At 62.1% G+C, this 26561-nt stretch carries 29 protein-coding genes and 1 pseudogene; 18 read left to right on the top strand and 12 right to left on the bottom strand.

Features of this window, described 5'->3' with window-relative positions; genetic code table 11:
- Positions 1-79: 79 nt before the first annotated feature.
- Positions 80-4078 carry a DNA-directed RNA polymerase subunit beta' gene (locus tag HMPREF3171_RS02335; protein ID WP_070450630.1) on the top strand — a complete coding sequence of 1333 codons (3999 nt, stop codon included), beginning with the start codon at positions 80-82 and terminating at the stop codon, positions 4076-4078.
- A gap of 89 nt (positions 4079-4167) precedes the next feature.
- On the opposite strand, the gene HMPREF3171_RS02330 is transcribed toward HMPREF3171_RS02335, so the two are convergent.
- Positions 4168-4797 carry a DUF1707 SHOCT-like domain-containing protein gene (locus HMPREF3171_RS02330; protein WP_070450627.1) on the bottom strand — a complete coding sequence of 210 codons (630 nt, stop codon included), beginning with the start codon at positions 4795-4797 and terminating at the stop codon, positions 4168-4170.
- A 211-nt stretch (positions 4798-5008) separates the two neighbouring features.
- On the opposite strand from HMPREF3171_RS02330, the gene rpsL reads away from it, so the two are divergent.
- The 5 genes from rpsL (at position 5009) to HMPREF3171_RS02305 (ending at position 10466) form a co-directional block, all read left to right on the top strand.
- Positions 5009-5380 (top strand): 30S ribosomal protein S12, encoded by a 372-nt coding sequence (gene rpsL / locus HMPREF3171_RS02325; RefSeq protein ID WP_070422702.1) that lies wholly within the window; start codon positions 5009-5011, stop codon positions 5378-5380.
- A 3-nt stretch (positions 5381-5383) separates the two neighbouring features.
- Positions 5384-5851 (top strand): 30S ribosomal protein S7, encoded by a 468-nt coding sequence (gene rpsG / locus HMPREF3171_RS02320; RefSeq protein WP_070422703.1) that lies wholly within the window; start codon positions 5384-5386, stop codon positions 5849-5851.
- 198 nt (positions 5852-6049) lie between these two features.
- Positions 6050-8170 carry an elongation factor G gene (gene fusA / locus HMPREF3171_RS02315; protein ID WP_070482527.1) on the top strand — a complete coding sequence of 707 codons (2121 nt, stop codon included), beginning with the start codon at positions 6050-6052 and terminating at the stop codon, positions 8168-8170.
- Positions 8171-8475: 305 nt separating this feature from the next.
- Positions 8476-9666 carry an elongation factor Tu gene (gene tuf, locus HMPREF3171_RS02310; RefSeq protein ID WP_070422705.1) on the top strand — a complete coding sequence of 397 codons (1191 nt, stop codon included), beginning with the start codon at positions 8476-8478 and terminating at the stop codon, positions 9664-9666.
- 104 nt (positions 9667-9770) lie between these two features.
- Positions 9771-10466 carry a hypothetical protein gene (locus tag HMPREF3171_RS02305; protein WP_070482525.1) on the top strand — a complete coding sequence of 232 codons (696 nt, stop codon included), beginning with the start codon at positions 9771-9773 and terminating at the stop codon, positions 10464-10466.
- Positions 10467-10484: 18 nt separating this feature from the next.
- Here HMPREF3171_RS02305 and HMPREF3171_RS02300 read toward each other — a convergent pair whose 3' ends face one another.
- Genes HMPREF3171_RS02300 through HMPREF3171_RS02275 form a run of 6 tightly spaced genes read right to left on the bottom strand, consistent with a single transcriptional unit; the run spans position 10485 to position 13680 of the window.
- Positions 10485-11045 (bottom strand): hypothetical protein, encoded by a 561-nt coding sequence (locus HMPREF3171_RS02300; RefSeq protein ID WP_070422707.1) that lies wholly within the window; start codon positions 11043-11045, stop codon positions 10485-10487.
- On the bottom strand, positions 11042-11683 hold the full coding sequence (locus HMPREF3171_RS02295) for an Asp23/Gls24 family envelope stress response protein (RefSeq protein WP_070482523.1): 642 nt from the start codon (positions 11681-11683) through the stop codon (positions 11042-11044). Before HMPREF3171_RS02295 ends, HMPREF3171_RS02300 begins: the two co-directional genes overlap by 4 nt.
- Entirely contained in the window at positions 11667-12554 is an 888-nt protein-coding gene (locus HMPREF3171_RS02290) for an Asp23/Gls24 family envelope stress response protein (RefSeq protein ID WP_070482522.1), read from the bottom strand. The genes HMPREF3171_RS02295 and HMPREF3171_RS02290 overlap by 17 nt, the downstream gene beginning before the upstream one ends.
- Positions 12554-12754: a hypothetical protein gene (locus HMPREF3171_RS02285; RefSeq protein ID WP_070422710.1), complete on the bottom strand. Its 201-nt coding sequence runs from the start codon at positions 12752-12754 to the stop codon at positions 12554-12556. The genes HMPREF3171_RS02290 and HMPREF3171_RS02285 overlap by 1 nt, the downstream gene beginning before the upstream one ends.
- Positions 12755-12811: 57 nt before the next feature.
- Positions 12812-13114, bottom strand: coding sequence for a hypothetical protein (locus HMPREF3171_RS02280; RefSeq protein ID WP_070482520.1), 303 nt, complete (start codon positions 13112-13114; stop codon positions 12812-12814).
- A 2-nt stretch (positions 13115-13116) separates the two neighbouring features.
- Positions 13117-13680 (bottom strand): Asp23/Gls24 family envelope stress response protein, encoded by a 564-nt coding sequence (locus HMPREF3171_RS02275; RefSeq protein ID WP_224213080.1) that lies wholly within the window; start codon positions 13678-13680, stop codon positions 13117-13119.
- Between the two features lie 520 nt (positions 13681-14200).
- Here HMPREF3171_RS02275 and rpsJ point away from each other — a divergent pair.
- The 12 genes from rpsJ (at position 14201) to glmS (ending at position 21356) form a co-directional block, all read left to right on the top strand.
- Positions 14201-14506: a 30S ribosomal protein S10 gene (gene rpsJ / locus HMPREF3171_RS02270; protein ID WP_034997227.1), complete on the top strand. Its 306-nt coding sequence runs from the start codon at positions 14201-14203 to the stop codon at positions 14504-14506.
- 35 nt (positions 14507-14541) lie between these two features.
- Positions 14542-15198, top strand: a complete 657-nt coding sequence (gene rplC / locus HMPREF3171_RS02265) for a 50S ribosomal protein L3 (protein WP_070422712.1) — start codon at positions 14542-14544, stop codon at positions 15196-15198.
- Complete coding sequence (gene rplD / locus HMPREF3171_RS02260; protein ID WP_070450615.1) at positions 15195-15857, top strand: 50S ribosomal protein L4; 663 nt, start codon at positions 15195-15197, stop codon at positions 15855-15857. The genes rplC and rplD overlap by 4 nt, the downstream gene beginning before the upstream one ends.
- Positions 15858-16163 (top strand): 50S ribosomal protein L23, encoded by a 306-nt coding sequence (gene rplW / locus HMPREF3171_RS02255; protein ID WP_070422714.1) that lies wholly within the window; start codon positions 15858-15860, stop codon positions 16161-16163.
- A gap of 39 nt (positions 16164-16202) precedes the next feature.
- Positions 16203-17036 carry a 50S ribosomal protein L2 gene (gene rplB / locus HMPREF3171_RS02250; protein ID WP_070422715.1) on the top strand — a complete coding sequence of 278 codons (834 nt, stop codon included), beginning with the start codon at positions 16203-16205 and terminating at the stop codon, positions 17034-17036.
- A 16-nt stretch (positions 17037-17052) separates the two neighbouring features.
- Positions 17053-17328 (top strand): 30S ribosomal protein S19, encoded by a 276-nt coding sequence (gene rpsS, locus HMPREF3171_RS02245; RefSeq protein WP_018017481.1) that lies wholly within the window; start codon positions 17053-17055, stop codon positions 17326-17328.
- A 3-nt stretch (positions 17329-17331) separates the two neighbouring features.
- Positions 17332-17691, top strand: coding sequence for a 50S ribosomal protein L22 (gene rplV / locus HMPREF3171_RS02240; protein WP_070422716.1), 360 nt, complete (start codon positions 17332-17334; stop codon positions 17689-17691).
- Positions 17691-18434, top strand: a complete 744-nt coding sequence (rpsC, locus tag HMPREF3171_RS02235; protein WP_070422717.1) for a 30S ribosomal protein S3 — start codon at positions 17691-17693, stop codon at positions 18432-18434. Before rplV ends, rpsC begins: the two co-directional genes overlap by 1 nt.
- A 3-nt stretch (positions 18435-18437) precedes the next feature.
- The gene (gene rplP / locus HMPREF3171_RS02230; protein ID WP_070422718.1) at positions 18438-18854 is read left to right on the top strand and encodes a 50S ribosomal protein L16; all 417 of its coding nucleotides are present in this window, start codon (positions 18438-18440) and stop codon (positions 18852-18854) included.
- Positions 18854-19093: a 50S ribosomal protein L29 gene (rpmC, locus tag HMPREF3171_RS02225; RefSeq protein WP_070422719.1), complete on the top strand. Its 240-nt coding sequence runs from the start codon at positions 18854-18856 to the stop codon at positions 19091-19093. The genes rplP and rpmC overlap by 1 nt, the downstream gene beginning before the upstream one ends.
- 2 nt (positions 19094-19095) lie before the next feature.
- Positions 19096-19380: a 30S ribosomal protein S17 gene (rpsQ, locus tag HMPREF3171_RS02220; RefSeq protein ID WP_070422720.1), complete on the top strand. Its 285-nt coding sequence runs from the start codon at positions 19096-19098 to the stop codon at positions 19378-19380.
- A 110-nt stretch (positions 19381-19490) separates the two neighbouring features.
- Positions 19491-21356: a glutamine--fructose-6-phosphate transaminase (isomerizing) gene (gene glmS / locus HMPREF3171_RS02215; protein ID WP_070450613.1), complete on the top strand. Its 1866-nt coding sequence runs from the start codon at positions 19491-19493 to the stop codon at positions 21354-21356.
- Between the two features lie 3 nt (positions 21357-21359).
- Here the strand turns inward: glmS and HMPREF3171_RS02210 are convergent, their stop codons facing one another.
- The 5 genes and pseudogenes from HMPREF3171_RS02210 to HMPREF3171_RS02190 all read right to left on the bottom strand — a co-directional run bounded on the left by HMPREF3171_RS02210 (position 21360) and on the right by HMPREF3171_RS02190 (position 26551).
- Complete coding sequence (locus tag HMPREF3171_RS02210) at positions 21360-21992, bottom strand: Fic/DOC family protein (protein ID WP_070482518.1); 633 nt, start codon at positions 21990-21992, stop codon at positions 21360-21362.
- Between the two features lie 62 nt (positions 21993-22054).
- Positions 22055-22276 carry an antitoxin VbhA family protein gene (locus HMPREF3171_RS02205; RefSeq protein ID WP_070422723.1) on the bottom strand — a complete coding sequence of 74 codons (222 nt, stop codon included), beginning with the start codon at positions 22274-22276 and terminating at the stop codon, positions 22055-22057.
- Positions 22277-22281: 5 nt separating this feature from the next.
- Positions 22282-23106, bottom strand: a pseudogene (gene thiD, locus HMPREF3171_RS02200) (bifunctional hydroxymethylpyrimidine kinase/phosphomethylpyrimidine kinase); the annotation flags it as partial.
- A gap of 21 nt (positions 23107-23127) precedes the next feature.
- The gene (locus HMPREF3171_RS02195; protein ID WP_210385592.1) at positions 23128-24726 is read right to left on the bottom strand and encodes a GTPase; all 1599 of its coding nucleotides are present in this window, start codon (positions 24724-24726) and stop codon (positions 23128-23130) included.
- Positions 24713-26551 (bottom strand): GTPase, encoded by a 1839-nt coding sequence (locus tag HMPREF3171_RS02190; RefSeq protein ID WP_224213076.1) that lies wholly within the window; start codon positions 26549-26551, stop codon positions 24713-24715. The genes HMPREF3171_RS02195 and HMPREF3171_RS02190 overlap by 14 nt, the downstream gene beginning before the upstream one ends.
- Positions 26552-26561: the final 10 nt, after the last annotated feature.

Here is a 26561-nt window from a genome sequence, read left to right as displayed (position 1 = left end):
GTGGTCGTCGTAAAGCAATTGCTTGTCGACGATCAAACGAACGCAATAGCCAACCACTTAAAAGAAAAGGAATTTTTACGTGTTTGACGTAAACCTCTTCGATGAGCTTCGCATCGGCCTGGCCACCGCCGACGACATTCGCCGTTGGTCCCACGGCGAGGTGAAGAAGCCTGAAACCATTAACTACCGCACGCTCAAGCCGGAAAAGGACGGCCTGTTCTGCGAGCGCATCTTCGGTCCGACCCGCGACTGGGAGTGTGCCTGCGGTAAGTACAAGCGTGTCCGCTACAAGGGCATCATCTGTGAGCGCTGCGGCGTCGAGGTGACCAAGTCCAAGGTGCGCCGTGAGCGCATGGGCCACATTGAGCTGGCTGCTCCGGTGACGCACATCTGGTACTTCAAGGGTGTGCCGTCGCGTCTGGGCTACCTGCTCGACCTGGCGCCGAAGGACCTTGAGCGCATCATTTACTTCGCGGCGAACATCATCACCTCTGTTGATGACGAGGCTCGCCACAACGACATGTCCACCCTCGAGGCGGAGATGTTGATGGAGAAGAAGGATGTCGAGGACGACACCAACTCCGAGATCGCCGACCGTGCGCAGAAGTTGGAGGAGGACCTCGCTGAGCTCGAGGCTTCCGGTGCGACTGCTGCTGCCCGCAAGAAGGTGCAGAACGCTGCCGATAAGGAAATGCAGCACCTGCGCGAGGCTGGCGAGCGCGAGGTTGAGCGCCTCGACGAGATCTGGACCACCTTCCAGAAGCTCGCTCCGAAGCAGATGATTATCGACGAAAACCTCTACGAGGAACTCGTCGACCGTTACGAGGATTACTTCACCGGCGGCATGGGCGCCGAGGCAATCCAGACCCTGATCCGCAACTTCGACCTCGACGCCGAGGCCGAGGAGCTGCGCGGCATCATCGCCGAGGGCAAGGGCCAGAAGAAGGTCCGCGCCCTGAAGCGTCTGCGCGTTGTCGCTGCGTTCCAGCGCTCGGGCAACGACCCTGCAGGCATGATCCTCGACGCCATCCCGGTGATCCCTCCGGAACTGCGTCCGATGGTCCAGCTCGACGGTGGCCGTTTTGCTACCTCCGACCTGAACGACCTGTACCGCCGCGTGATCAACCGCAACAACCGTTTGAAGCGCATGATCGACCTGGGCGCACCAGAGATCATCGTGAACAACGAGAAGCGCATGCTGCAGGAGTCCGTCGACGCGCTGTTCGACAACGGTCGTCGTGGCCGTCCGGTCACCGGCCCGGGCACCCGTCCGCTGAAGTCCCTGTCTGACCTGCTCAAGGGCAAGCAGGGCCGCTTCCGCCAGAACCTGCTGGGTAAGCGTGTGGACTACTCCGGCCGTTCCGTGATTATCGTCGGCCCGCAGCTGAAGCTGCACGAGTGTGGTCTGCCGAAGCGTATGGCGCTTGAGCTGTTTAAGCCGTTCGTGATGAAGCGCCTCGTCGATAATGACTACGCGCAGAACATCAAGTCCGCCAAGCGCATGGTGGAGCGTCAGCGCCCTGAGGTGTGGGACGTGCTCGAAGAGGCGATTTCCGAACACCCAGTGCTGCTCAACCGTGCACCGACCCTGCACCGTCTGGGTATCCAGGCGTTCGAGCCGAAGCTGGTCGAGGGTAAGGCAATTCAGCTGCACCCGCTGGCCTGTGAAGCATTCAACGCCGACTTCGACGGTGACCAGATGGCAGTCCACCTGCCGCTGTCCGCAGAGGCGCAGGCTGAGGCCCGCATCCTGATGCTGTCCTCCAACAACATCCTGTCCCCGGCATCCGGCAAGCCGCTGGCAATGCCGCGCCTGGACATGGTGACCGGCCTGTACTTCCTGACCATGCTCAAGGGCCCGCAGGAGATCGGCGGCGAGGGCGCATATGCACCTGCCGACGAAAACGGCCCGGAGCGCGGCGTCTACTCGTCCTACCGTGAGGCCATCATGGCTTACGACCTGGGCGTGCTTGGCCTGCAGGCACCGATCAAGGTGCGCATCGATCACCTGCGTCCGACGGAGGAGATCGAGGCAGAGCAGTTCCCGGATGGTTGGACGAAGGGTCAGCCGTGGATGATGGAGACCACCCTTGGTCGCATCATGTTCAACGAGCTCATGCCGTTTAACTTCCCGTACCAGGAAGGCGCCATGGTCCGTAAGGGCGGTGGCGGCGGCAAGGTGCTGCTCGGCGACATCATCCAGTCCATGGTTGAGCAGTACCCGATGATCACCGTCGCTCAGGTGCTGGACAAGATGAAGGACGCTGGCTTCTACTGGTCCACCCGTTCCGGCGTCACCATCTCCATGTCCGACGTGCTGATTCTCCCGAACAAGAACGAAGTCCTCGAGCAGTACGAGAAGGAAGCCGAGGCCATCGAGCGCAAGTTCTGGGAGAAGGGTGCGCTTACGGAGGAAAACCGTTACGACCGTCTGGTCGAGCTGTGGCAGGATGCCACCAACAAGGTTGGTCAGGCCGTGGAGGACCTGTACCCGGACGACAACCCGATTCCGATGATCGTGAAGTCCGGTGCTGCAGGTAACATGCGTCAGATCTGGACCCTGGCCGGCATGAAGGGCATGGTCGTGAACTCGCGTGGTGAGTACATCACGCGCCCGATCAAGACCTCTTTCCGCGAAGGCCTGTCCGTGATGGAGTACTTCAACAACTCCCACGGTTCCCGTAAGGGTCTTGCCGATACCGCTCTGCGTACCGCTGACTCGGGCTACCTCACCCGTCGTCTGGTGGACGTGGCGCAGGACGTCATCGTCCGCGAGGAGGACTGTGGCACCCGTCAGGGCGTCAAGGTTCCTGTTGCCGTGGAAAACGCTGGCGTTTTCCACCGCCACGACCTGGTCGAGACCTCTGTCTCCGGCCGCGTTCTGGCTGCGGATGCCACCGACGCTGATGGCAAGGTCATCGCCGAGGCTGGTACCGAGTTGAGCGAGCAGCGTATCGACGACCTCGTGGCCGCCGGCATCACCGAGGTCAAGGTTCGCTCCGTGCTGACCTGCCAGACCCCGACCGGTGTCTGCGCGAAGTGCTACGGCAAGTCCATGGCCTCCGGTCACCTCGTCGACATCGGCGAAGCCGTCGGCATCGTGGCTGCACAGTCCATTGGTGAGCCGGGTACTCAGCTGACCATGCGTACCTTCCACCAGGGTGGTGTCGGTGGCGACATTACCGGTGGTCTGCCGCGTGTCCAGGAGCTCTTCGAGGCCCGCGTTCCGAAGAACCGCGCCCCGATCGCTTCCGTGGCCGGCACGATCTCGCTCGAGGACGAGGGCAACTTCTGGACCCTGACCATCCACCCGGATGACGGTTCCGACGTGGTGGTCTACGAGAAGCTGTCCAAGCGCCAGGGCCTGGCCCAGGTTCGCCGCCCGATGGAGTCCAACCCGGACGCCATGATCGAGCGTGGCCTGCGCGAGGGTGACCACGTCGAGGTGGGCGAGCGCCTGCTTCGCGGTGCTGCTGACCCGCACGACGTGCTCGAGGTTCTCGGCCGTCGCGGTGTGGAGAAGCACCTTATCGACGAGGTCCAGGCCGTGTACCGCACCCAGGGTGTGTCCATTCACGACAAGCACATCGAGATCATCATCCGCCAGATGCTGCGTCGCGGCACCGTGATCGACTCGGGTACCACCGAGTTCCTCCCGGGCACGCTCGTGGACCTGTCGGAGGCACGCCAGGTCAACGCCGCTGCTGTGGCAGACGGTGGCGAGCCGGCCGAGATGCGCTCCGAGATCATGGGCATCACCAAGGCGTCGCTGGCTACCGAGTCCTGGCTGTCGGCTGCTTCCTTCCAGGAGACCACCCGTGTGCTCACGGACGCTGCGATTAACAAGCGTTCCGACAAGCTCATCGGCCTGAAGGAGAACGTGATCATCGGTAAGTTGATCCCGGCTGGTACCGGTATTTCCCGTTACCGCAACATCCAGGTCAAGCCGACCGAGGCGGCACGCTCCGCGGCGTACGCCATCCCGACCTTCGGCGATTCCATCTACGGCGACGAAGGCTACGGCGAATTCACCGGCGCTTCGGTGCCGATGGAAGAGTTCGGCTACGAGGAGCTCTAAAGGCAGCCCCAGCATTCTGGCTTAGCTAGGTCTGCTTCAAAGCCCGGCCTCCCCGCTGAGGGGAGGCCGGGCTTTTTGTTGTGCTGATACTAAATGCGAGCACCGCGGGCTGCGCGCACGATTCCTACGCCACCCATGAGTGCGAGCCCGCGGACATGGATGACCGGAGCATCGGCGGGAATCTCAGCGAGAGAAAACCTGCACGACGAGTGGGTTTCCACCCCGAAACCACCCATGATTCCAATTCCTGCATCGACGACTCGGACATCGTCTGGCACGATGATCTCGATGCCACCCATGATGGCGAATGCGTTGATCTCGGTCTCGTGAGAACTCAACCTCGCCTCGCGCAGATCGATTGAGCTTCCGCCCATCACGGTGAAGGAGGTGTGCGTCGGAGCTACCAACCAGTCGCCGCCTCGCTCGCTGCCTCCCATGACTGCAAGGCTGAAGCCGGAGCCGCCGGATTCGCCGGTGACGTAGTTCCTCACTCCTGAAGGGCGCTGGGCCGGAGGATGGGGTTGGGCGGTGACGGGGGAGAGATCGTCGATAAGCGCAGGAAGCTCATCGACAAAGGTTGCCTCGTAGAGCATGCGAGAGCGCTCGTCGAACTCGTTGACGGAGAGCTGTCCATCGACGAATGCATCGTGAAGGAAGGCGGCGGCACGGTCGCGTTCCGCGCTGCTCAGTCGCTTACGGGGGAGGTTCGCATCGCTCATGCCACGAAAGCTAGCACGGATTTGCCGTCATGCCTTGGCGTGTTGTAAATTATCTGAGGTTTCGCCCGTGTGAATCGGTGCGAAGTTAAACGAACTCCATGCGACTCGTTCACTAGGTAGTTCATGCAAACGGCAGGGCCCCGGAAGAAGAGCCCCTATTTTTGCATGTATGGCCATGTGTGAGCGGGACGCGCGAACAGAAAGGGCTTGAATGCCTACTATTCAGCAGCTGGTCCGCAAGGGCCGCCACTCCAAGAGCGCGAAGGTGGCTACTGCTGCGCTGAAGGGCTCTCCGCAGCGCCGCGGCGTGTGCACCCGCGTGTACACCACCACCCCGAAGAAGCCGAACTCTGCACTGCGTAAGGTCGCCCGTGTGCGCCTGACCTCCGGTGTCGAGGTTTCCGCTTACATTCCGGGCGAGGGCCACAACCTGCAGGAGCACTCCATGGTGCTCGTGCGCGGCGGCCGTGTGAAGGACCTCCCGGGTGTGCGCTACAAGATCGTTCGTGGCGCCCTCGATACCCAGGCAGTGAAGGACCGTAAGCAGGCACGTTCCCGCTACGGCGCGAAGAAGGGACAGTAATCAATGCGTAAGCAGCAAGCACCGAAGCGTCCCATCGTTAAGGATCCGGTATACGAGTCCGAGCTGGTCACCCAGCTTGTGAACAAGATCCTGCAGGACGGCAAGAAGTCCACCGCCGAGCGCATCGTCTACGGCGCACTCGAGATCTGCCGCGAGAAGACCGGCACCGATCCGGTGGGCACCCTGGAAAAGGCTATCGGCAACGTTCGCCCGGACCTCGAGGTTCGCTCCCGCCGTGTTGGTGGCGCAACCTACCAGGTCCCGGTTGACGTCAAGCCGGAGCGCTCCACCACTCTCGCCCTGCGTTGGCTGGTCACCTTTACCCGCCAGCGTCGTGAGAACTCGATGATCGAGCGTCTCGCCAACGAGATCCTGGATGCTTCCAACGGTCTCGGCGCATCCGTGAAGCGTCGCGAGGATGTCCACAAGATGGCAGAGGCCAACCGCGCCTTCGCCCACTACCGCTGGTAAGAGCTGGAAGCGAGATGATCGTCGGCAGACCCCGAAACTGCATATGTGTCCCCTCGTGGGGCCCGCGTTTTCGGGGTTTTCGTCGATAAGCACAAGCTCGCGCTGCCATTTGAGCAACAAAATGGCAGAATTGACTAACGACAACTAACCGACATAGACGCTTCACAGCGTCGACGACATTAAGTTGGGGTAACAAACGTGGCACAAGAAGTGCTTAAGGACCTGAACAAGGTCCGCAACATCGGCATCATGGCCCACATTGACGCCGGTAAGACCACCACCACCGAGCGCATCCTGTTCTACACGGGTCTGAACCGCAAGGTCGGCGAGACCCACGACGGTGGCGCAACCACCGACTGGATGGACCAGGAGAAAGAGCGCGGCATCACCATTACGTCCGCTGCCGTGACCTGCTTCTGGAACAATAACCAGATCAACATCATCGACACCCCGGGTCACGTGGACTTCACCGTTGAGGTCGAGCGTTCCCTCCGTGTTCTCGATGGCGCTGTCGCAGTGTTCGACGGCAAGGAAGGTGTTGAGCCGCAGTCCGAGCAGGTGTGGCGTCAGGCTGCGAAGTACGACGTACCGCGTATCTGCTTCGTCAACAAGATGGACAAGCTGGGTGCAGACTTCTTCTACACCGTCGGCACCATTGTCGACCGCCTCGGCGCTAAGCCGTTGGTAATGCAGATTCCGATCGGCGCTGAGGACGACTTCGACGGCGTCGTCGATCTGCTCGAGATGAAGGCTCTGCAGTGGCCGGGCAAGGTCGAGACCGGCACGCCGCCTCAGATCACCGAGATCCCGGAGGACCTCAAGGAGCTCGCAGAAGAGTACCGCGAGAAGCTTCTCGAGACCGTTGCTGAGTCCGACGAAGAGCTCATGGAGAAGTACTTCGGTGGCGAAGAACTCACCATCGAGGAAATCAAGGGCGCCATCCGCAAGCTCACCGTGAACTCCGAGATCTACCCGGTGTTCTGCGGTACCGCATACCGCAACAAGGGCATCGAGCCGATCCTCGACGCTGTTGTTGACTACCTGCCGAGCCCGCTGGACATCGGCGAGGTGCGTGGCACCTCCGTCGACGGCTCCGAGGAACTCTTCCGTAAGCCGTCCGTCGAAGAGCCGTTCTCCGCACTGGCCTTCAAGATCGCCGTGCACCCGTTCTTCGGCAAGCTCACCTACGTGCGCGTCTACTCCGGCCAGGCTATTCCGGGCGAGCAGATGCTCAACTCCACGAAGTCCAAGAAGGAGCGCGTGGGCAAGCTCTTCCAGATGCACGCGAACAAGGAGAACCCGGTCGAGCACGCAGACGCCGGCAACATCTACGCGTTCATCGGGCTGAAGGAAACCACGACCGGCGACACGCTGTGCAACCCGGATCACCCGATCATCCTCGAGTCCATGGACTTCCCGGACCCGGTTATCCAGGTGGCCATCGAGCCGAAGACCAAGGCTGACCAGGAGAAGCTCGGTACCGCTATTCAGAAGCTTGCTGAAGAGGACCCGACCTTCACCGTCCAGCTCGACGAAGAGACCGGCCAGACCGTCATCGGCGGCATGGGCGAGCTCCACCTCGACGTGCTGGTGGACCGCATGAAGCGCGAGTTCAAGGTTGAGGCAAACATCGGTTCCCCGCAGGTTGCTTACCGCGAGACCATTCGCAAGAAGGTCGAGTCCCTCGACTTCACCCACAAGAAGCAGACCGGTGGTTCGGGCCAGTTCGCAAAGGTCATCGTCACCATCGAGCCGTACAACCCGGATCCGGAGACCCTGGAAGAGGGCGAGTCCGCAACCTACAAGTTCGAGAACGCCGTCACCGGTGGTCGTGTGCCGAAGGAATACATCCCGTCCGTCGACGCTGGTATCCAGGACGCAATGCAGTACGGCTACCTCGCTGGCTACCCGCTGGTGAACATCAAGGCCACCCTCGAGGACGGCGCTTACCACGACGTCGACTCTTCGGAAATGGCGTTTAAGATCGCTGGCTCCCAGGTCCTCAAGGAAGCTGTTGCTAAGGCGAAGCCGGTTCTGCTTGAGCCGGTCATGGCTGTTGAGGTCGTGACCCCGGAGGAGTACATGGGCACCGTTAACGGTGACATCAGCTCCCGCCGTGGCCAGGTCTACGCCATGGAAGATCGCTCCGGCGCAAAGGTCGTCCGTGCGAAGGTGCCGCTGTCCGAGATGTTCGGCTACATCGGCGACCTGCGATCCTCGACCGCTGGCCGTGCAAACTTCACCATGGTGTTCGACTCCTACGCTGAGGTTCCGCAGAGCGTCGCGCAGGAGATCATCGAGAAGCGCAACGGCAACTAAGCCGCCCTCTCCCGCCAGCTGCGTGCCAGCAGCTGGCGTATAAGGGAGAACCCCTAGCGGGGTAGCGGTCGCGCTGAGGCAACGCAACAACGGGCGTTGTCTGAGCCGGCCGTTACCCTCTAGGTTGGTCCGGGGAATCGGATCGGCCAGTTTGAAAAACGGCCTTTTTGAACCTAGGATCTTGTAACTGGCACATTGTGAAATGGCTCCCGTCGCTATATCCGTTTTGGGCTGTAGCGGTTGGGCGTAAGCAAACCACGTGGCTGCGAAGGTCGTAGCCACCATGAAGTCCAGGAGGACAATCAGTGGCAAAGGAAAAGTTCGAGCGCACTAAGCCGCACGTGAACATCGGCACCATTGGTCACGTCGACCACGGCAAGACCACCACCACCGCTGCGATCACCAAGGTACTGGCAGACCAGTACCCGGAGGAGAACAAGGCCTTCGACTACGCGATGATCGATAAGGCTCCGGAGGAGCGCGAGCGCGGCATTACCATCAACATCTCCCACGTGGAGTACAACACCCCGAAGCGTCACTACGCACACGTCGACGCCCCGGGCCACGCCGACTACATCAAGAACATGATTACCGGCGCTGCTCAGATGGACGGCGCAATCCTCGTGGTTGCTGCTACCGACGGCCCGATGCCGCAGACCCGTGAGCACGTTCTGCTCGCTCGCCAGGTTGGCGTTCCGTACATCCTCGTTGCACTGAACAAGTGTGACATGGTCGACGACGAAGAGATCATCGAGCTCGTCGAGATGGAGGTTCGCGAGCTGCTGGCTGAGCAGGACTACGACGAGGAAGCACCGATCGTCCACATCTCCGCTCTCAAGGCTCTCGAGGGCGATGAGAAGTGGGTTCAGTCCATCGTCGACCTCATGCAGGCTTGCGATGACTCCATCCCGGATCCGGAGCGCGAGACCGACAAGCCGTTCCTGATGCCGATCGAGGACATCTTCACCATTTCCGGCCGCGGCACCGTGGTTACCGGTCGTGTGGAGCGTGGCGTCCTCAACCTCAACGACGAGGTCGAGATCATCGGTATCCGCGAGAAGTCCCAGAAGACCACCGTCACCTCCATCGAGATGTTCAACAAGCTTCTCGACACCGCTGAGGCTGGCGACAACGCTGCACTGCTGCTGCGTGGTCTGAAGCGCGAGGACGTCGAGCGCGGCCAGGTCATCATCAAGCCGGGCGCTTACACCCCGCACACCAAGTTCGAGGGCTCCGTCTACGTGCTGTCCAAGGACGAGGGCGGCCGTCACACCCCGTTCTTCGACAACTACCGTCCGCAGTTCTACTTCCGCACCACCGACGTTACCGGTGTTGTGAAGCTGCCGGAGGGCACCGAGATGGTTATGCCGGGCGACAACGTCGACATGACCGTCGAGCTCATCCAGCCGGTCGCTATGGACGAGGGTCTGCGCTTCGCTATCCGCGAGGGCTCCCGCACCGTCGGCGCTGGCCGCGTTACCAAGATCCTCGACTAATTCGAGTCGATCTGACGTAACCGTCGGATAAACGCCAAGGCCGCCTCTCCCGTTTGGGAGGGGCGGCCTTTTGCATGCCCTGAGGGGGGTTTATGGTCTGAGGTGTGCAGGACCCAACACGTATCCCGAAGACTCTGGCCGCGCTTCAAGAGGTTTGGGAGGGGCAACCAGATTTGAGCCTCGGCCAATTATTTGGGGTATTGGGCAATCGTGGGCTGGGGTGGGACTCAACTGACGCAGAGGCGCTCGCAGTTCTTCAGCAGGTCTCTCAGGAGCATCCTTCGCTTGTCGACGACACCTCCGCCCCCATTACCTTCACCACCGTCGAACCGCACCTTCAGGTTACCTTGGTGGACGGAAATGTGGTGGTGCGAAGCGCGGCGCACCCAGGGCGAATGCCGTCGGTGTGGCGGTATGCGTCGATGCGACGTACCGGTCCGGGGTTACCGCTCGTGTTAACTGATGTGGAGGGGGTGGAACATCGGCTGGGGATTGTCCGTCATTTGAAGCTTTTTGCACCGGGAGAGAGTCGTTCGCTGGCGGGATTGCTGCAAGATAGCGTCGGAGGGAACCGGTGGTTGGTGGCGCTGGAAGATGGAGCAAGGGCTGTGGTCGGCAGCCGGATCCGTCGTTGGGTACAGGCGCGTCGTGATGTTGACGTGGATACCTTCGCCTGGGCACGCATTCTTCAATGCGAGGCGGGGGCGGACATGACAATCGCCCCAGCCTGCGGCGGGGAGCCGGTGGTGCTGGGGCGAGTTACCGCGGTGTTGCCGCTGGAAGTTCAGGAGGAAGCCTAGACAGCCGCGAAGCCGCGTTTAGGCGGAGATCCTATCGAATTGCAGCTTCCATACGGTATCGATGTCCATGGTGTGGCTTGCGAGCCGGAAATCGTCGTCTGCGGCCTCGATAGCGCGGATGGCGCTTTCCAACGGGTAGTTCGGGTTCGCGGTGACGGTGAACGTGACGGTCGGGCGTTGGCCGACCATAGCGACGCGGCTGTCGGCGCGTTGGACTTCGTCGAGACGCTGGATGGTGTTGCAGGCTGCCTCGGCGACGCGCTGAACGTTGATTACCGTGTCACCGTGCGCGGCATCGGCTGGCACGATGTTGCCGTTGGAGAACGCGCGGGAGCGTAGATTTGCAAGCAAGATCCACAATCCCAACACGGCCAGGACAATAGCGGCGGCGATAAGCGCCTTGGTATACCAGTCCTCGTAGGCGAGGTACGTCACGCGGCTGCGGTCGATGTCGCGGAGGAAATCGCTCAGGTACGGGATTTCCCAGTACTCCGCAATGGGGAATAGGGCCACAACGACCATCAACAGGCCGAGCAGGAACGTGACCAGACGGTTGAAGAAGCTCAATGTTTTGGTCATCGGTGCACCTCCGGGGGACGGACGTCGGACACTTCGGGCGTCGACTGCGCCGTGGTGGTGACTTGTGCCTGAGGCGTTTCCTTAGGCAACACCTTCACGGACACCGCAGGAGGCGCGGCGAGGCTCTTGAGCTCGCTGTTGAGCGATCGCGTGATGCGTTCTTGCATTGCGGGGCCGGAGCCGTCGTCGACAACCTGTACCTTGACCGACTTGCGGGTCGCCTTGGAGCGTACTTGCTCGCCACCGAGGTCGCTGTGAACCGTGTTGGTGGACTTTCGTGCCACATCGACGGGACGGGTCCAGATAGACACCGGGGAGTTCACTCGGACAAACCGGTGCGGGCGGGGTTTGAGCGCAACCACGATGAGCACAAGGCCGACCAAGGCCAGCAGGCACGCAATGATGACGGCGGGGATCTCTGTGGTGAACGAGCCGAGGAACTCAAACGCGCGACCAAACCAGGACTGCTCGGGTGATTCCGACTCGTAGGTGTAGTACCAGAGGTCACGCGCGCCGACACCCGCTAAAGCGATGAGGAGCAGGCTGATGAGGACTGCGATCCAGCGCGATGCAGGGGTGCCTAGCGGTTCGTCGCCGGGGTGTGGCCCGACTGGGCGGGCGCTAGTTGGTTCGGTCATAGTACTTCACCACCGGTTCTATCGTGATCTGCTGAAGTGGCTTCGGCTGTGGGGCCTGGGGGATGACCACGGGCTTCGGAGCCGGGCCGCGCGGGCTTGTTGGGCGCGCACTGGGCTGAATTGCCACCGGCTTGAGCGGCTGCCTATCTACGGTGATATCGCGCAACGGTCGCTGCCACGGCACCTCAACCGGCCGCATGTGCCCGAACGCCTTGACAGCGATCGGGGCGAGGGGCTGCAACGCTGGCAGCGACGGGGCGCGCAGAGCCACGGGCATGGGCGTCTCTGGGGCGAACGGCTCGAGTGGCTCGGGCACGTCAACGCCAGAAACGGTGACCGGTTGGGGCTGCTTCGGTGTTCGTACGCTTGGGGGAGTTGGTGTGGTGACGGCACGCATGTCGTCGACAAGCGATCGCGCTTCGATCGGCGCCAGTTCCTCGCGCTCGCTGGTAACGGGGTGCGTGATCTCGGTAGGAGAAACCTGGATGGGCTCTGGGATGATGAAAGCATCGTGGGTCGCAACATCGTCCCAGGTCACACGGGAACCATCGTCGATCGATTCGACGTTGGCAACGGTGACGTTGACGCGGGAGACATCCATCCCTGTGAGGGTGCGGATGTGGGCGATGATGGTGGCGCGCACAGCGTCCGTAATCGCCGCGACGGGCGCGGGATAGGACGTGGCAATCTCGGCATCGATGGCGACAAGGCCCGTCGTGCGGTCGATGTGTGCCTCGATGCGCGGAAGGCTGCGGCCCGCCAGGCCCGCCAATTTCGCGTCGATGTTGCGGGATCCCGGCACTGTTGAGGCCGCCACTTCCGCCACGCGCTCGATGGTGCGTTCGCTGACGTGGTAGAAGGAAGTGTCCATTAGCTATTGCTCCGGCCGGTTCCGTTGCCGATGATGCTGGCTAGGTCGAGGCGGCCGTCGAGTTGGGCGCCTACTACGCCGCCGAGGATGGTAAACAGCAGCAGCCAGAGTAGGCCGGCCCAGCCACCGAATGTGACGAAGAAGGCAACGATGACGCCGATGATGACGCCGGTCAGTGCCTTGTTGGCAAAGAGATTCATTGTTAAACCACGTTTCGGGTTGTTGTGTGAGGTGCGGGGGCGTAGCCCGTGTTGCTGCTATTGCGCATCGCCGGCGATGACGTCCACGAACTCGGCGGCCGAAGCGCTCAGCGCTGCGGCGCGTACGTCTTCGGCGACCTCGTGGACGTTGCGTCCTGAGGCGACGTCGAAGGTGAAGTGGACTTCGAGGCCTGCTTTGCCGTTGCGTGAGGCAGATCGGATGCCTTCGATGCGTTGGTGCGGCAAGTAGGTTGCGATTTCGCCGAGTCGGCCGCCGTAGAGTTTTGCTACTCCGTTGACGGCGAGTGTGGCGTCGCGGACGCCCTCCGCAACCTCTTGGGTAACGGGGGTGTTGGCCATGATTACTGGATCTGCTGGTTTACAGACTGGTTGACTGCCTGGTAGTTGCCGTCGTCGTAGTTCTCACCTGCGGTCTCCTGCTCCGGCAGGTTGACGTCGTGGACGGTGACATCGACGCGGTCGACGATCAGGCCGGTCATGCGGGTGATGGCGACGGTGATGTTTTCGCGAATGGCGTTTGCCAGCTCGTGGATGGCGACACCGTACTCGGCGATGATGGCAACTGCGACGGATGCGTGGCCGTCCTCGACTGCCACGTTGACGCCCTGCTGGACGTTGGTGGAGGAGGTCAGGGACTCGCGGACTGCGCCCCACATGCGGGCTGCGCCGCCGCCGAGGTTGTGGACGCCGGAGACTTCGCGTGCTGCGATGCCGGCGATCTTGCCAACAACGTTGTCGTCGATAACAGTGCTGCCGTGCTCGGTTTCGAGGTTTTCGTTGCGCGGGCGCTGCTTCTCGGTCTCGGTTGCGGTCGAGGTGGTTGCTGGGGTGTTCTTTGCAGTGTTGTTTGCAGCGTTGTTTGCGTTCTGGTCGGCCATGACGGTCCTTTCAACTGTGATGTTCATGTTCCGAGTGCGCCTATATAGATGACGCGCACGGTATGGGAACAAGGGTACACAGGTTGTCGTCGTCAAGCGGGCTTGCGTTGGTGGCAACCTTGTGTTTTAATACGCAGGTTGCCTTGACATGGGTTGACGGAAGTCGGCCGGTGGCTCGGCAAACATGACACCTTCCAGTCGGAAGACCGGTGAAGGGGCCATGGCAAATAAACAGCGGCAGTACGCGAGGGTCACGCACCCTTCCGTGTCTGATACCCGGGCATATTGCTTGTCGACGATGACGTGTCGGCCAACAACGTGCCTTGGCGGAAGCACTGAGCGTCGGCGCGTTTATTGCGCAGGTCTCAACTTCCGGATGTGTCATGACAGTCAGAAAAGACACTGGCGTTGAGCCAAGGGCCCAGCCCGGACAACGTTATAGAGAAACTAGAAGCTACAAACCCCACCGCTTCGGCCCGTTTCTCACTCCGTTCGAAACGAGCGGGAGAGAGAAGGACGAACGTGGGGATGCGAGGAAGAGGTAAGCGTGGCGGGACAGAAGATCCGCATCAGGCTGAAGGCCTACGATCACGAGGCGATCGACGCATCCGCGAAGAAGATCGTCGAGACGGTCACCCGTACGGGTGCCCGCGTCGTCGGCCCGGTGCCGTTGCCAACCCAGAAGAACGTGTACGCCGTGATTCGTTCTCCCCACAAGTACAAGGATTCTCGCGAGCACTTCGAGATGCGCACTCACAAGCGCCTCATCGACATTCTCGACCCGACGCCGAAGACGGTAGACGCGCTTATGCGCATTGATCTGCCGGCCAGCGTCGACGTGAACATCCAGTAGAGCAATCCCCAACGTAAGTAGTGGAGAACTAACACATGTCTGACAACCAGATCAAGGGCATTCTGGGCAAGAAGCTCGGCATGACCCAGATCTTCGACGAGGAGAACCGCGTTATCCCGGTTACCGTCGTCGAGGCTGGGCCGTGCGTTGTCACCCAGATCCGTACCCCTGAGACCGATGGCTACTCCGCCATCCAGATCGCTTACGGCGACATCGATCCCCGTAAGGCTAAGAAGCCGCAGGCTGGCCACTTCAAGAAGGCTGGCGTCAACCCGCGTCGCTACGTTGCTGAGATCCGCATGGACGACACCTCGGGCTACGAGCTCGGCCAGGAGTTCAATGCAACGATCTTCGAAGGCGACACCTTCGTCGACGTCGCAGGCACCACCAAGGGCCACGGCTACGCCGGTGCCATGAAGCGCCACGGCTTTGCCGGCCAGGGTGCTTCCCACGGTAACCAGGCTGCCCACCGTCGTGTGGGTTCCATCGGCGCCTGCGCGACCCCGGGTCGCGTGTTCAAGGGCACCCGTATGGCTGGCCGCATGGGCGGTAACCGCGTTACCACCCAGAACCTGAAGATTCAACGCATCGACGGCGACAACAACCTCATCCTGATCAAGGGCGCCATCCCTGGCGCAAAGGGTTCCGTTGTTACCGTCAAGACCGCAGTGAAGGGCGGTGCTCACGCATGACGAAGCTGACGCTTGACGTCCACACCGCAGACGGAGCTACCAAGGGTTCCGTCGACCTGCCGGCCGAGTACTTCGACCGCGAGGTATCCGTGGCACTCATGCACCAGGTTGTGAATGCACAGCTTGCTGCTAAGCGCCAGGGCACCCACGCAACGAAGACCCGCGGCATGGTTTCCGGCGGCGGCAAGAAGCCGTTCCGCCAGAAGGGCACCGGTCGCGCCCGTCAGGGTTCGATCCGTGCTCCGCACTACACCGGTGGTGGCATTGTGCATGGTCCGCAGCCGCGTTCCTACGCACAGCGCACCCCAAAGAAGATGATCAAGGCTGCCCTCGCCGGCGCTTTGACCAACCGTGCGCAGAACGAGCGCATCCACATCGTGGAGGATCTCGTCCCGGGCCAGACCCCGTCGACGAAGTCCGCTCGTGCATTCATCGAGCGCCTCACCGACCGCAAGTCGGTCCTGCTGGTGATCGGCCGTGATGATCAGAATTCCCGTCTCTCCGCAAGGAACCTGCCGGGCGTCCAGATCATTGAGCCGGCTCAGCTGAACACCTACGACGTCCTCAACGCTGATGACGTTGTGTTCTCCGTCGAGGCACTCCACACCTTCATCAACCGCGGCGCAGCTGTTGCCGCCGCTGCGGAGGAGGAGAAGTAAATGGCAAAGATCGCTAACCCGCGCGACATCATCATCGCCCCGGTGCTCTCTGAGAAGAGCTACGGCCTGATGGAGCAGAACACGTACACCTTCTACGTGTCCCCGTCCGCGAACAAGACCCAGATCAAGATTGCCGTGGAAGAGATTTTCGGCGTCGACGTCGCTTCGGTGAACACCGTCAACCGTGAGGGCAAGCGCAAGCGCTCCCGCACCGGTTTCGGTAAGCGTAAGGACACCAAGCGCGCCTACGTCACTCTCCGCGAGGGCAGCGACTCCATCGACATCTTCGGCGGTGCGACCGCGTAACCCGCGGCTCGCTGAAGAGACGATAGAAAAGGAACCACTATGGCTATTCGTAAGTACAAGCCGACAACTCCGGGTCGCCGTGCCAGCTCCGTGTCCGCGTTCGACGAGATCACTCGTTCGACCCCGGAAAAGACGCTGCTGCGCCCGCTCCCGAAGAAGGGTGGCCGTAACACCCACGGCCACATCACCACTCGTCATCGCGGCGGCGGCCACAAGCGTCGCTACCGTGTGATCGACTTCCGCCGCTCCGACAAGGACGGCGTGCTGGCAAAGGTTGCTCACATCGAGTACGACCCGAACCGCACCGCGAACATCGCACTGCTGCACTACTACGACGGTGAGAAGCGCTACATCATCGCCCCGAAGGGCCTGAAGCAGGGCACCATCGTCGAGGCTGGTCCGAACGCGGACATCAAGGTTGGCAACAACCTGCCGCTGCGCAACATCCCGACCGGTACGACCATCCACGCTGTGGAGCTCAAGCCGGGCGCAGGCGCAAAGCTGGCTCGTTCCGCTGGCGCGTCCATCCAGCTGCTGGGTAAGGAAGGCAACTACGCAGTTTTGCGTATGCCGTCTTCCGAAATCCGCCGCGTGGACATCCGCTGCCGTGCAACTGTTGGTGAGGTCGGCAACGCTGACCAGATCAACATCCGTTGGGGCAAGGCTGGTCGTATGCGCTGGAAGGGCTGGCGCCCGACCGTGCGTGGTGTGGTTATGAACCCGGTCGACCACCCGCACGGTGGTGGCGAGGGCAAGACCTCCGGTGGTCGTCACCCGGTCTCGCCGTGGGGCCAGAAGGAAGGCCGCACCCGCAACCCGAACCGCTATTCCAACAACATGATCGTGCGACGTCGTCGCTCGAAGAAGCGCTAAGAGGAGGTAAACAGACATGCCACGTAGCCTTAAGAAGGGCCCGTTCGTCGACGAGCACCTCCTCAACAAGGTGGATGCTCAGAACGAGGCAGGCACCAAGCAGGTCATCAAGACCTGGTCGCGCCGTTCGACCATTCTCCCCGATTTCATCGGTCACACTTTCGCCGTCCACGACGGTCGTAAGCACGTGCCGGTGTTCGTGGACGAGTCCATGGTTGGCCACAAGCTCGGCGAGTTTGCACCGACCAAGACCTTTAAGGGTCACGTCAAGGAACAGAAGGGACGTCGATAAGCAATGGCTGACACCATCACCACTGCATCCGCGACTGCCAAGTTCGTTCGCGTCTCTCCGATGAAGGCACGCCGCGTGCTTGCTCTCATCCGCAACAAGTCGGTTGCTGAGGCACTCGCCATCCTGAAGTACGCCCCGCAGGGTGCGTCCAAGGACGTTGCAAAGGTTGTTGCTTCCGCAGCAGCCAACGCGGAGAACAACTTCGGCCTGGATCCGCGCACGCTCGTCATTGCCGAGTGCTACGCAAACGAGGGCCCGACCATGCGTCGTTTCCAGCCGCGTGCACAGGGTCGCGCATTCCAGATCCGGAAGCGCACCTCTCACATCACCGTTGTTGTCGAGTCCAAGGAAGGGGCCAAGTAATGGGCCAGAAGATTCACCCACACGGCCTGCGCCTGGGTATCACTTCCGACTGGAAGTCCCACTGGTACGCCGACAAGAACTACGCCGAGTACGTCGCTGAGGACATCAAGGTCCGCGAGTGGCTCGAGAAGAACCTCGAGCGCGCTGGCATCTCCGATGTTGTCATCGAGCGCACCCGCGACCGCGTCCGTGTGGACATCCACACCGCACGTCCGGGCATTGTCATCGGCCGTCGCGGCGCTGAGGCTGACCGTATTCGCCGTGAGCTGGAGAAGCTGACCGGCAAGATGGTTGCACTGAACATCCTCGAGGTGAAGAACGTCGATGCAGACGCCACCCTGGTTGCTCAGTCCATCGCCGAGCAGCTGGTCAACCGTGTCGCGTTCCGTCGCGCCATGCGTAAGGCCATCCAGTCCGCTATGCGTAACCCGCAGGTCAAGGGCATCAAGGTTATGACGTCCGGCCGTCTCGGCGGCGCGGAAATGTCCCGTGTCGAGCGCTACCACGAGGGTCGCGTTCCGCTGCACACGCTGCGCGCGGAGATCGACTACGGCACTGCAGAAGCACACACCACCTTCGGCGTCATTGGCGTCAAGGTGTGGATCTACAAGGGCGACGTCGTCGGTGGCGTCCGCGAGTCTGAGCTCAATGCACCGAGCAACGATCGTCGTGGACGTGGCGACCGTCGCCCGCGCCGCGGCGGCCAGCGTCGCCGGGCGGCAGAGCAGAAGAAGGAGGGCTAATTCATGCTCATCCCTAAGCGCGTGAAATACCGCCGCCAGCACCGCCCGACCCGTTCTGGCGTGTCCAAGGGTGGCAACCAGATCAACTTCGGCGACTACGGCCTGCAGGCCCTCGAGCCGGCGTACATCACGAACCGCCAGATCGAGTCTGCCCGTATTGCTATCAACCGCCACGTCAAGCGTGGTGGCAAGGTCTGGATCAACATCTTCCCGGATCGTCCGCTGACCCAGAAGCCGCTCGGCGTGCGTATGGGTTCCGGTAAGGGCCCGGTGGAGAAGTGGGTGGCCAACGTCAAGCCTGGCCGCATCCTGTTCGAAATGTCCTACCCCAACGAGGAAACTGCCATTGAGGCGCTGCGCCGTGCAGGCGCGAAGCTGCCGTGCAAGGTCCGCGTCATCAAGAAGGAGGACCAGTTCTAATGGCTAACGGTACCCCCGCATCTGAGTTCCGCGAGCTCAACGACGACGAGCTGAAGGGCCGCCTCAACGAGGCGAAGGAAGAGCTGTTCAACCTGCGCTTCCAGCTTGCAACCGGCCAGCTGACCAACAACCGCCGCATCTCCACCGTGAAGCGCGACATCGCTCGCATCTACACGGTGCTGCGCGAGCGTGAGCTTGGTCTGTCCGTCGTCCCGGAGTCCACGGGAGCTGAGGCATAACCATGAGTGAGGCAAACGTGACTGAGAACACCAAGGACAAGGCCGTGCAGAAGCGCCGCCGTGGCTACGTCGTGTCCGACAAGATGGACAAGACGATCGTCGTCGAGGTTGAGGACCGCAAGTCCCACGCCCTCTACGGCAAGATCGTGCGTACCACGAAGCGCGTCAAGGCTCACGACGAGAACAACACCGCTGGTGTTGGCGATCTCGTCCACATCGAGGAGACGCGTCCGCTGTCGAAGGACAAGCACTTCCGTCTCGTCGACATCATCGAGAAGGCTCGCTAAAAGCTAGTCGCTTCTCGACGACTCCACCGCCCCGGGTTGGCTACCAACCCGGGGCGGTTTTTGCGTTTTCAACTTTTTCTGCGCCCTTATACAGGGGTACGATTTCCCGCATGTGTGGAATCGTTGGATATGTAGGCGCAAACGCGACAACGCGTGACGCGAAAGACGTAATCATCGATGGTCTTCGCCGCCTCGAATACCGCGGGTACGACTCCGCAGGTGTTGCGGTGGTGAACGACCAGTCGATCGAATGCCGGAAGAAGGCCGGCAAGGTAGCGGATCTCGAAGCGGAGATTGCTAACAACCCCATCGCAGCATCGAACCTGGGCATCGGGCATACCCGGTGGGCGACCCACGGCGGTCCGACGGATGCGAATGCTCACCCGCATGTGGTGGGAGATGGCCGTATGGCAGTGGTGCACAACGGCATCATCGAAAACTTTTCGCATTTGAAGGCTGAGCTCGCAGAGAAGGGCTACACCTTCAAGTCTGAAACCGATACTGAGGTTGCTGGCACGCTGCTGCTGGATATCTACAACACGGAAGCGGACGGGGATCTGACCCGTGCGATGCAGTTGGCAGCGAACCGTCTGGAGGGCGCGTTCACCCTGCTCGCCATCCACCCGGACCATCCAGACCGCATTGTTGCGGCGCGTTGGAACTCCCCGCTGGTGATCGGTGTAGGCGAGGGCGAGAACTTCCTGAGCTCCGACGTCGCTGGCTTCATTGAGTTCACCCGTGACGCGGTGGAGATGGACAACGGCCAGATTGTGACGTTGACGGCTGATGGCTACGACGTGATTGACTTCGACGGCACCCCCGCCGAGGCGAAGCCGTTCAAGGTTGAGTGGGATGTCACCGCTGCGGAGAAGGGTGGCTACAACTCCTTCATGGAGAAGGAGATCCATGATCAGCCGGGTGCCGTCCGCGACACGCTTTACGGTCGCTTCGACGAAGATGGCAAGTTGATGTTGGACGAGTTGCGTATCGACGAATCCGTGCTGCGCTCCATCAACAAAATCATCATCGTCGCTTGCGGTACTGCGTCGTACGCGGGCCAGGTGGCGCGTTACGCCATCGAACACTGGTGCCGTATCCCGACGGAAGTGGAGCTCGCCCACGAGTTCCGCTACCGCGACCCGATTGTCAACGAGCAGACTCTCGTCGTTGCCGTTTCCCAGTCCGGAGAGACCATGGACACGCTGATGGCTGTCCGTCACGCACGTGAGCAGGGCGCGAAGGTCGTCGCTATCTGCAACACCGTGGGCTCCTCGATCCCGCGTGAGGCGGATGCGTCGCTGTACACCTACGCAGGCCCGGAGATCGCTGTGGCGTCGACGAAGGCGTTCATCTCCCAGATTGTCGCGGCGTACCTGCTGGCGCTGTACCTGGCGCAGGTGCGTGGCAACAAGTACGCCGATGAGATCCGTCAGATCATCGGCGAGCTGGAGCTGATGCCGGAGAAGATCCAGCGCGTGCTGGAGAACGAAAACCAGGTCAAGCAGTTGGGCCAGGATATGGCGGATGCAAAGTCCGTGCTCTTCCTTGGCCGCCACGTCGGCTTCCCGGTCGCACTCGAGGGCGCGCTGAAGCTCAAGGAGGTTGCTTATTTGCACTCCGAGGGCTTCGCTGCAGGCGAGTTGAAGCACGGTCCGATCGCGCTGGTCGAGGAAGGCCAGCCGGTGTTCGTCATCGTGCCGTCGAAGAAGTCGCGCCACAACCTGCACGCCAAGGTCGTCTCCAACATCCAAGAGGTGCGCGCCCGTGGTGCCGTGACCATCGTGATCGCGGAAGAGGGCGACACGGATGTGGAGCAGTTTGCCAACCACATCATCCGCATCCCGGAGTCTCCGGGTCTGCTGCAGCCGCTCTTGGCGACGATCCCGTTGCAGATCTTCGCCTGCGCCGTCGCAGAAGCACGTGGCCTGAACGTGGACCAGCCGCGTAATCTGGCCAAGTCTGTCACGGTGGAGTAGAAGTTACCGACCGCGCCAGGGCGCCCCGGGATTGGCGCTGCGGTACGCCATCATCTGGTGGAAGATCTCCGCAGCACCAGCCCGCTGCCCCTGTGTCGCGCTGAGCGTACCCGTGTTGTCAGGCAACGCATCAGGCGCGAATACTCCCGGGGTGAGGACCTCTGCCAGAAATGAGGGGTCAGCCGTCGCTGCGCCGACGTAGCGGGCGGCGTGGGCTTCTGCGGCGTCGATGCGTGTCCAGTCGACTGCCCAACCGGAAGCACGCAGCATTTGATCGAAGAAGAAGCGTTGGGTCCGCGAATTACCGTCCCGGAACGGGTGCACGATTGTCAATTCGCTCCAATGGTCCGCGACGGTGTTTACCGCAGCAGACTTGTCATCGCAGGAGACCGGCAGTTTCGCGATCCGACCCATCACTCGGTCGAGTTCAGCCTCAACGTATCGCGCTCGACACATCGCCATGCCCATCGCACCGACTTCCTCGGTGCGGATCTGGCCCGCCCAGGGGTAAATGTCCTGCATGAGGTAGTGGTGTGTGGACTGTAGGGATTCACGTGTGAATTCGGTGAGCAGTGGGCCGTTTTCGAGCTCGCCGAGTCGTTGAAGTGCGAGGTTGCCAGCGATGCGGTCCAGCAAAACTGGGTCCGTTAGCCCGAATAGGTTTTCCGGGACCTCGTTGCTTCGTCGTGCCACGGTGTTTAGGCAGCCCCGGTGATGCGTTGCCGCAGTTCACGTGCGCGAGGCGTGTTTCCCAGGCCCTCCCTTTCGAGCACCTGTAGCACGGCCTCGTCGGCTGAGATATCTCCTCGCAGCTGGCGTCGCAGAAGCGCCTCGTCCTCGGCGGACATGGGTTGGCCCGCCATGATCATGGAGGCGTTCACGGCGGCGACCTTCTGATCTTCGTTGCGCGGGTCAGTCATGCAGGTGATTCTAGCGGTTCGGCGAGGCGGTAGAGCTGGTGGAAGTGGTGCACCGGCCCGTGACCCTGGCCCACCTCGAGGTCGTCGGCGTGGGCGATGGCTTCGTGGAGCCAGGCGGAAGCCCACTCGACGGCGGCGGGGGCGTCGTCGAGAACAAGCCGGGTTGCAAGGGCTGCGGAGAGAGAACAGCCGGTGCCGTGGGTGTTTTTTGTGCGCACGCGGGGCACATCCGCGATGTGGATCTCGCCGTCGGGGGTGATCAGCGCGTTGGAGGCGTGGTCGCCGGTGAGGTGCCCGCCTTTGACCAGGACGGACACGTTCGCATCTGCTGCGTATCGACGACCCTGGGAAACCGCTTCGTCGAATGTGGTGGCGGGGGTGTCGTCGCAAAGCACTGCGAGCTCGGGGATGTTCGGGGTGACCACGGTGGCGTGCTCACGAACGAGGGTGCGCAGGGCGTCTTCGGCATCCTCGGTGAGGAGGCGATCGCCGGAGGTGGCGACCATGACGGGATCGACAACAACGACGGGGACGGAGTGCTGGGCGAGGAATTCGGAGACCGTGCGGGTGGTGTCCGCATCGCCCAGCATCCCGATCTTGACGGCGTCGACTGTGACGTCGTCGAACACGGAATCCAACTGCGCGCGCAGGAATGACTGGGGTGGGGTGTGGATCTCGCGCACACCTTGTGTGTTCTGGGCGACCAGCGCGGTGACCACGCACATACCGTAGCCACCTGCGGCCGCGATGGACTTCAGATCAGCTTGAATGCCGGCACCGCCTGTGGGGTCGGTGCCGGCAATGGAGAGAACTCTTGGGATGCGTGCCATAGGCACTGACGCTACCCGGAACTACCCAGCGGCGAGGGCGATGCGCTCGGCAAAACGGGAATAGTCTTCGCGGATAGCCAACAGCGGCTGGGACACGGCGGTTTCGGAGGCCGCGGCCACCTCTTTTTGGATGGCGTAGCGCGTTCGGCGTTTCACCCCGGATCCCAACATGCCGCCGAAGGCCGCGGATATCAATCCGATGATTACACCGGTGAGTAAGCCAGCCATGATCAGCAGGGTAGGAATCGGCCAGCCTTCTACATCCGGCACCAGGTCGGTGCCCAGCAGCGGTGTGAGCACGCCCGGGACGAAGGCGACCAGCAGGTACCACAGCACACCAACCAGGGCGGCGAGCAGCGCAAACCACTGGAAGATGGTCAGCACTGCCCACCCCTTGGACGGCTCCGCGGGCAGTTTCGCACGGGCCACAGCGCGATCCAGTTCGGCGGGAAGGCCGGTGGAGATCTCCTCGGAACGATCCGCCACGGCAGCAGCCCACTCGTGGGGCAGGCCAGCGCCGACGGCGGTGGCGTAGTTGCGCAGGCCGGAGTTGGCCACGGCTTTCGAGGCGGCGTCGAGTTCCGGCATGGAGGTGCGGTGCACGCCCAGTTCGTCGGCATCCTCGCGCAGCCCTAAGCGACGAAGCGGGTCGGGTTTGAAGCGGGTGATCCAGGAAGTGAGCAGCCAGCCGGTGCGTTGGCGCAGGCGTTTGCGGTAGGCGGCAGCGGTGATGCCCGCGATGCGTTCTGCACCCGCGGCCTTGGTCAGTGCGGTGTCGAGGTCACGCTTGGCGTGCTTGTCCACACCACCGGCACCCTTCGTTCCAGCGTATGGGGCGGCAACGGAGGCGATGTCGGCCTCGATGCGGGCAGTCTGCGCATTGTGGGCCTTTGCCACGCGCGCGATCGCGCCGCGCAGGTCTTCGATACCAGCGCCGGTCAGGGTGGAGGTGGGGATGACATGGACGTTGGTCAGGCCGTCGTCGAGAAGCAGGCCCGCATAAGAGCCAGCTACGGTGTCCACGTCGCGCTCCGCCAAAAGGTCGGCTTTGTTCAGCACTGCCAGTGTGACCGCGGAGTGGTTCGCGTGCGGGCGGATGAACTGGTCATGGATGACACTGTCGGCGTACTTCTCGGGGTCGGACACCCACACGAGCACGTCGACCTGGCCGGCGAGGCGTTCGGCGATGACGCGGTTGGAGGCCTCTACCGAGTCGAAGTCGGGAAGATCCAGCAGGATCAGCGGGCCAGCATTTTTGGCAAACTCGCCTTGGCGCTCGCGGCGGTCTTCCACGCCGAGCCAGTCCAGGAGTTCCTCAGAGCCTTCCGGCTGCCAGATCGCGGCCAGGGGAGAGGACGTGGTTGGGCGGCGCGCCGCTGCCTTGCCCAGGTCCTCGCCGACAACGGCGTTGAACAGCGACGTCTTGCCGGAGCCGGTCGCGCCGAAAAAGCCCACGACGGTGTGCTCAGCGGACAGGGCGCGACGCTCGGCGCCAGCCTTGGCCACGCGTTCTAGGCGTTCGCGTTGCTCGCCGGACAGGTACGGTGCACCAATTTCGGCAGCGTCCTCGAGCGCGCTCAGCCGTTTGCTCAGCCCAATCTTTTTGCTAAACAGCGCCATTGTCGGACCCCTTTCGGAAGTTGCCGCGAAGCTGGTCAAACAGGCCACGCAGGGCGCTGTTGTTCAGGTCGTCGTTGGGGGTGTCGTCGATACGCGCGGGCACTTGCTTGTCGACGACCCCCAGCAGCTTCGCATCCACCGCCCGGCGAGCCTGCTGGGAGGCATCGCGGATCTGCTCGGCCGTTGCGCCTTCGAGCAACGGGTCGGTGAACACGTGGTAGCGGTCGCGCTCGGCAGCAAAGAGTCCACCAAGGCGCTCGTTGAGGTCGTTGCGGGCCTGAGTGACCATGCGGCGCACCGTGTCTTCGCCGAAGATGGTCTCCAAAAGTTTCTGGCCAAGTACCGCAGAACCGCCCGCGATGGCCACCTCGCCGCCAGTCAAACCTGCGGTGGAGGCGAACACTGTAAGCATGAGTGCCACGGTGACCACGTTGAGCCCAAAGGACATGAGACGGGCGCGCTGACGCTTATCGCCAGCAGTGTCCTGGATGTGTCCGACGAGTTCTTGCTGCCAGTCTCGCACCAGTTTCGCCGCCTGTTCGGAAATGTCGGCGCTGGCGCGTGCGAGAGCCGGATCGGCGTCGGTGCGCAGCTCAGGAGCGACCGCGCCGGTATGCGCCCAGGCGCGCGATGCTGCGGATTCGGCAGCATCGACGATGACTGCGTGCAGACCGGACTCGATCTCGGTCTCCACCTCACGCAGGGGAGCGGGCTGACCGGTGAAGAAACTGCCCACCTTATCTATTGCGCTGCTGAACCAGCGCTCGAAGCCACGGAACACGTCAGAGGTACCGATGACGTCCTGCCAGCGGTCCATGACCTCGGAGCGCAGCAACTGTCCGTCGGAAGTCGCGTCGATGACCTGACGGTTGGCGGTGGTGTAAAACTCGTGGATCGATGCGTCGAGCTGGTTGGCAAACGCCTCCTGACGCTCACGGCGGCCGACCAAGGTATCCACTCGATCAAGCGCAGTCTGAACCGCGCCGGCCACAGTCTTGCCAGCCACGTCGCGCCGGGCGACGGTGTCCTCGGCGAGTGTGGTCAGGTAATCGCGCAGTGAAGCGACAAGGTCTTCGGCGAGAAACTCCCCGGACTCTCCAGACTTCTCCGCGCCAAGGTCCGCGACGAACGGCACAGTAAAGACTGTTGCGTCGTGCAAGCCAGCCTCATTCATCATGCGGCGCAGATCGTCCGGCACGGTTTCGGCTGCCTTCTCGTCCAGGCGGTTGAGTACCACCACAACTTCGATGCCGCGGCCAGCGGCGTCGTGGAGGAAGTTCCACACAAGTTGATCGGCGTAGCGCGCCGGGGTGGTGACGAACACCCACAGATCCGCAGCCGCAAGGAGCTGACTTGCCAGGGCGCGGTTTTTGTCGTCGATGGAGTCGAAATCGGGGGCGTCGAGAAGCGCAAGGCCCTCGGGCACGCTTTGCGTATCCACGACTCGAAGTGTCGTCGATTGCTCGTTGCCCGCGCCGTGCGAGCGCGTCAGGCCTGGCAGTACCTGTGGGGAGTTAAACCAATCAGCATCTGCTGGGTTTGCCACTAGCACTGGCTGCCGGGTGGTGGGGCGGATGACGCCTGGGTTGGAGACCCGCTCGCGCAGCAATGCATTGACAAGCGTGGACTTACCAGAGCCGGTGGAGCCGCCGATCACGGCGAGCAGCGGCGCGTCCAGGTTGGCGAGGCGGGGCAGGACATAGTCGTCGAGCTGGTTGACAATTGCGCGGGCCTCTGGGGCTGCATCAATAGGTAGGGCAGTGTCCGCGAGGGCATCGCGAACACTGCGAACAGCTTCGAGGACGTCAGGTGTCTGGGTACTCACCCGTCTCATT

This window comes from Corynebacterium sp. HMSC08F01, from assembly GCF_001807545.1.
GTDB classification, from domain to species: Bacteria; Actinomycetota; Actinomycetes; order Mycobacteriales; family Mycobacteriaceae; genus Corynebacterium; species Corynebacterium coyleae.
Note: the sequence above shows the minus strand (reverse complement) of the source record. Positions and strands in the feature narration are given on the sequence as shown.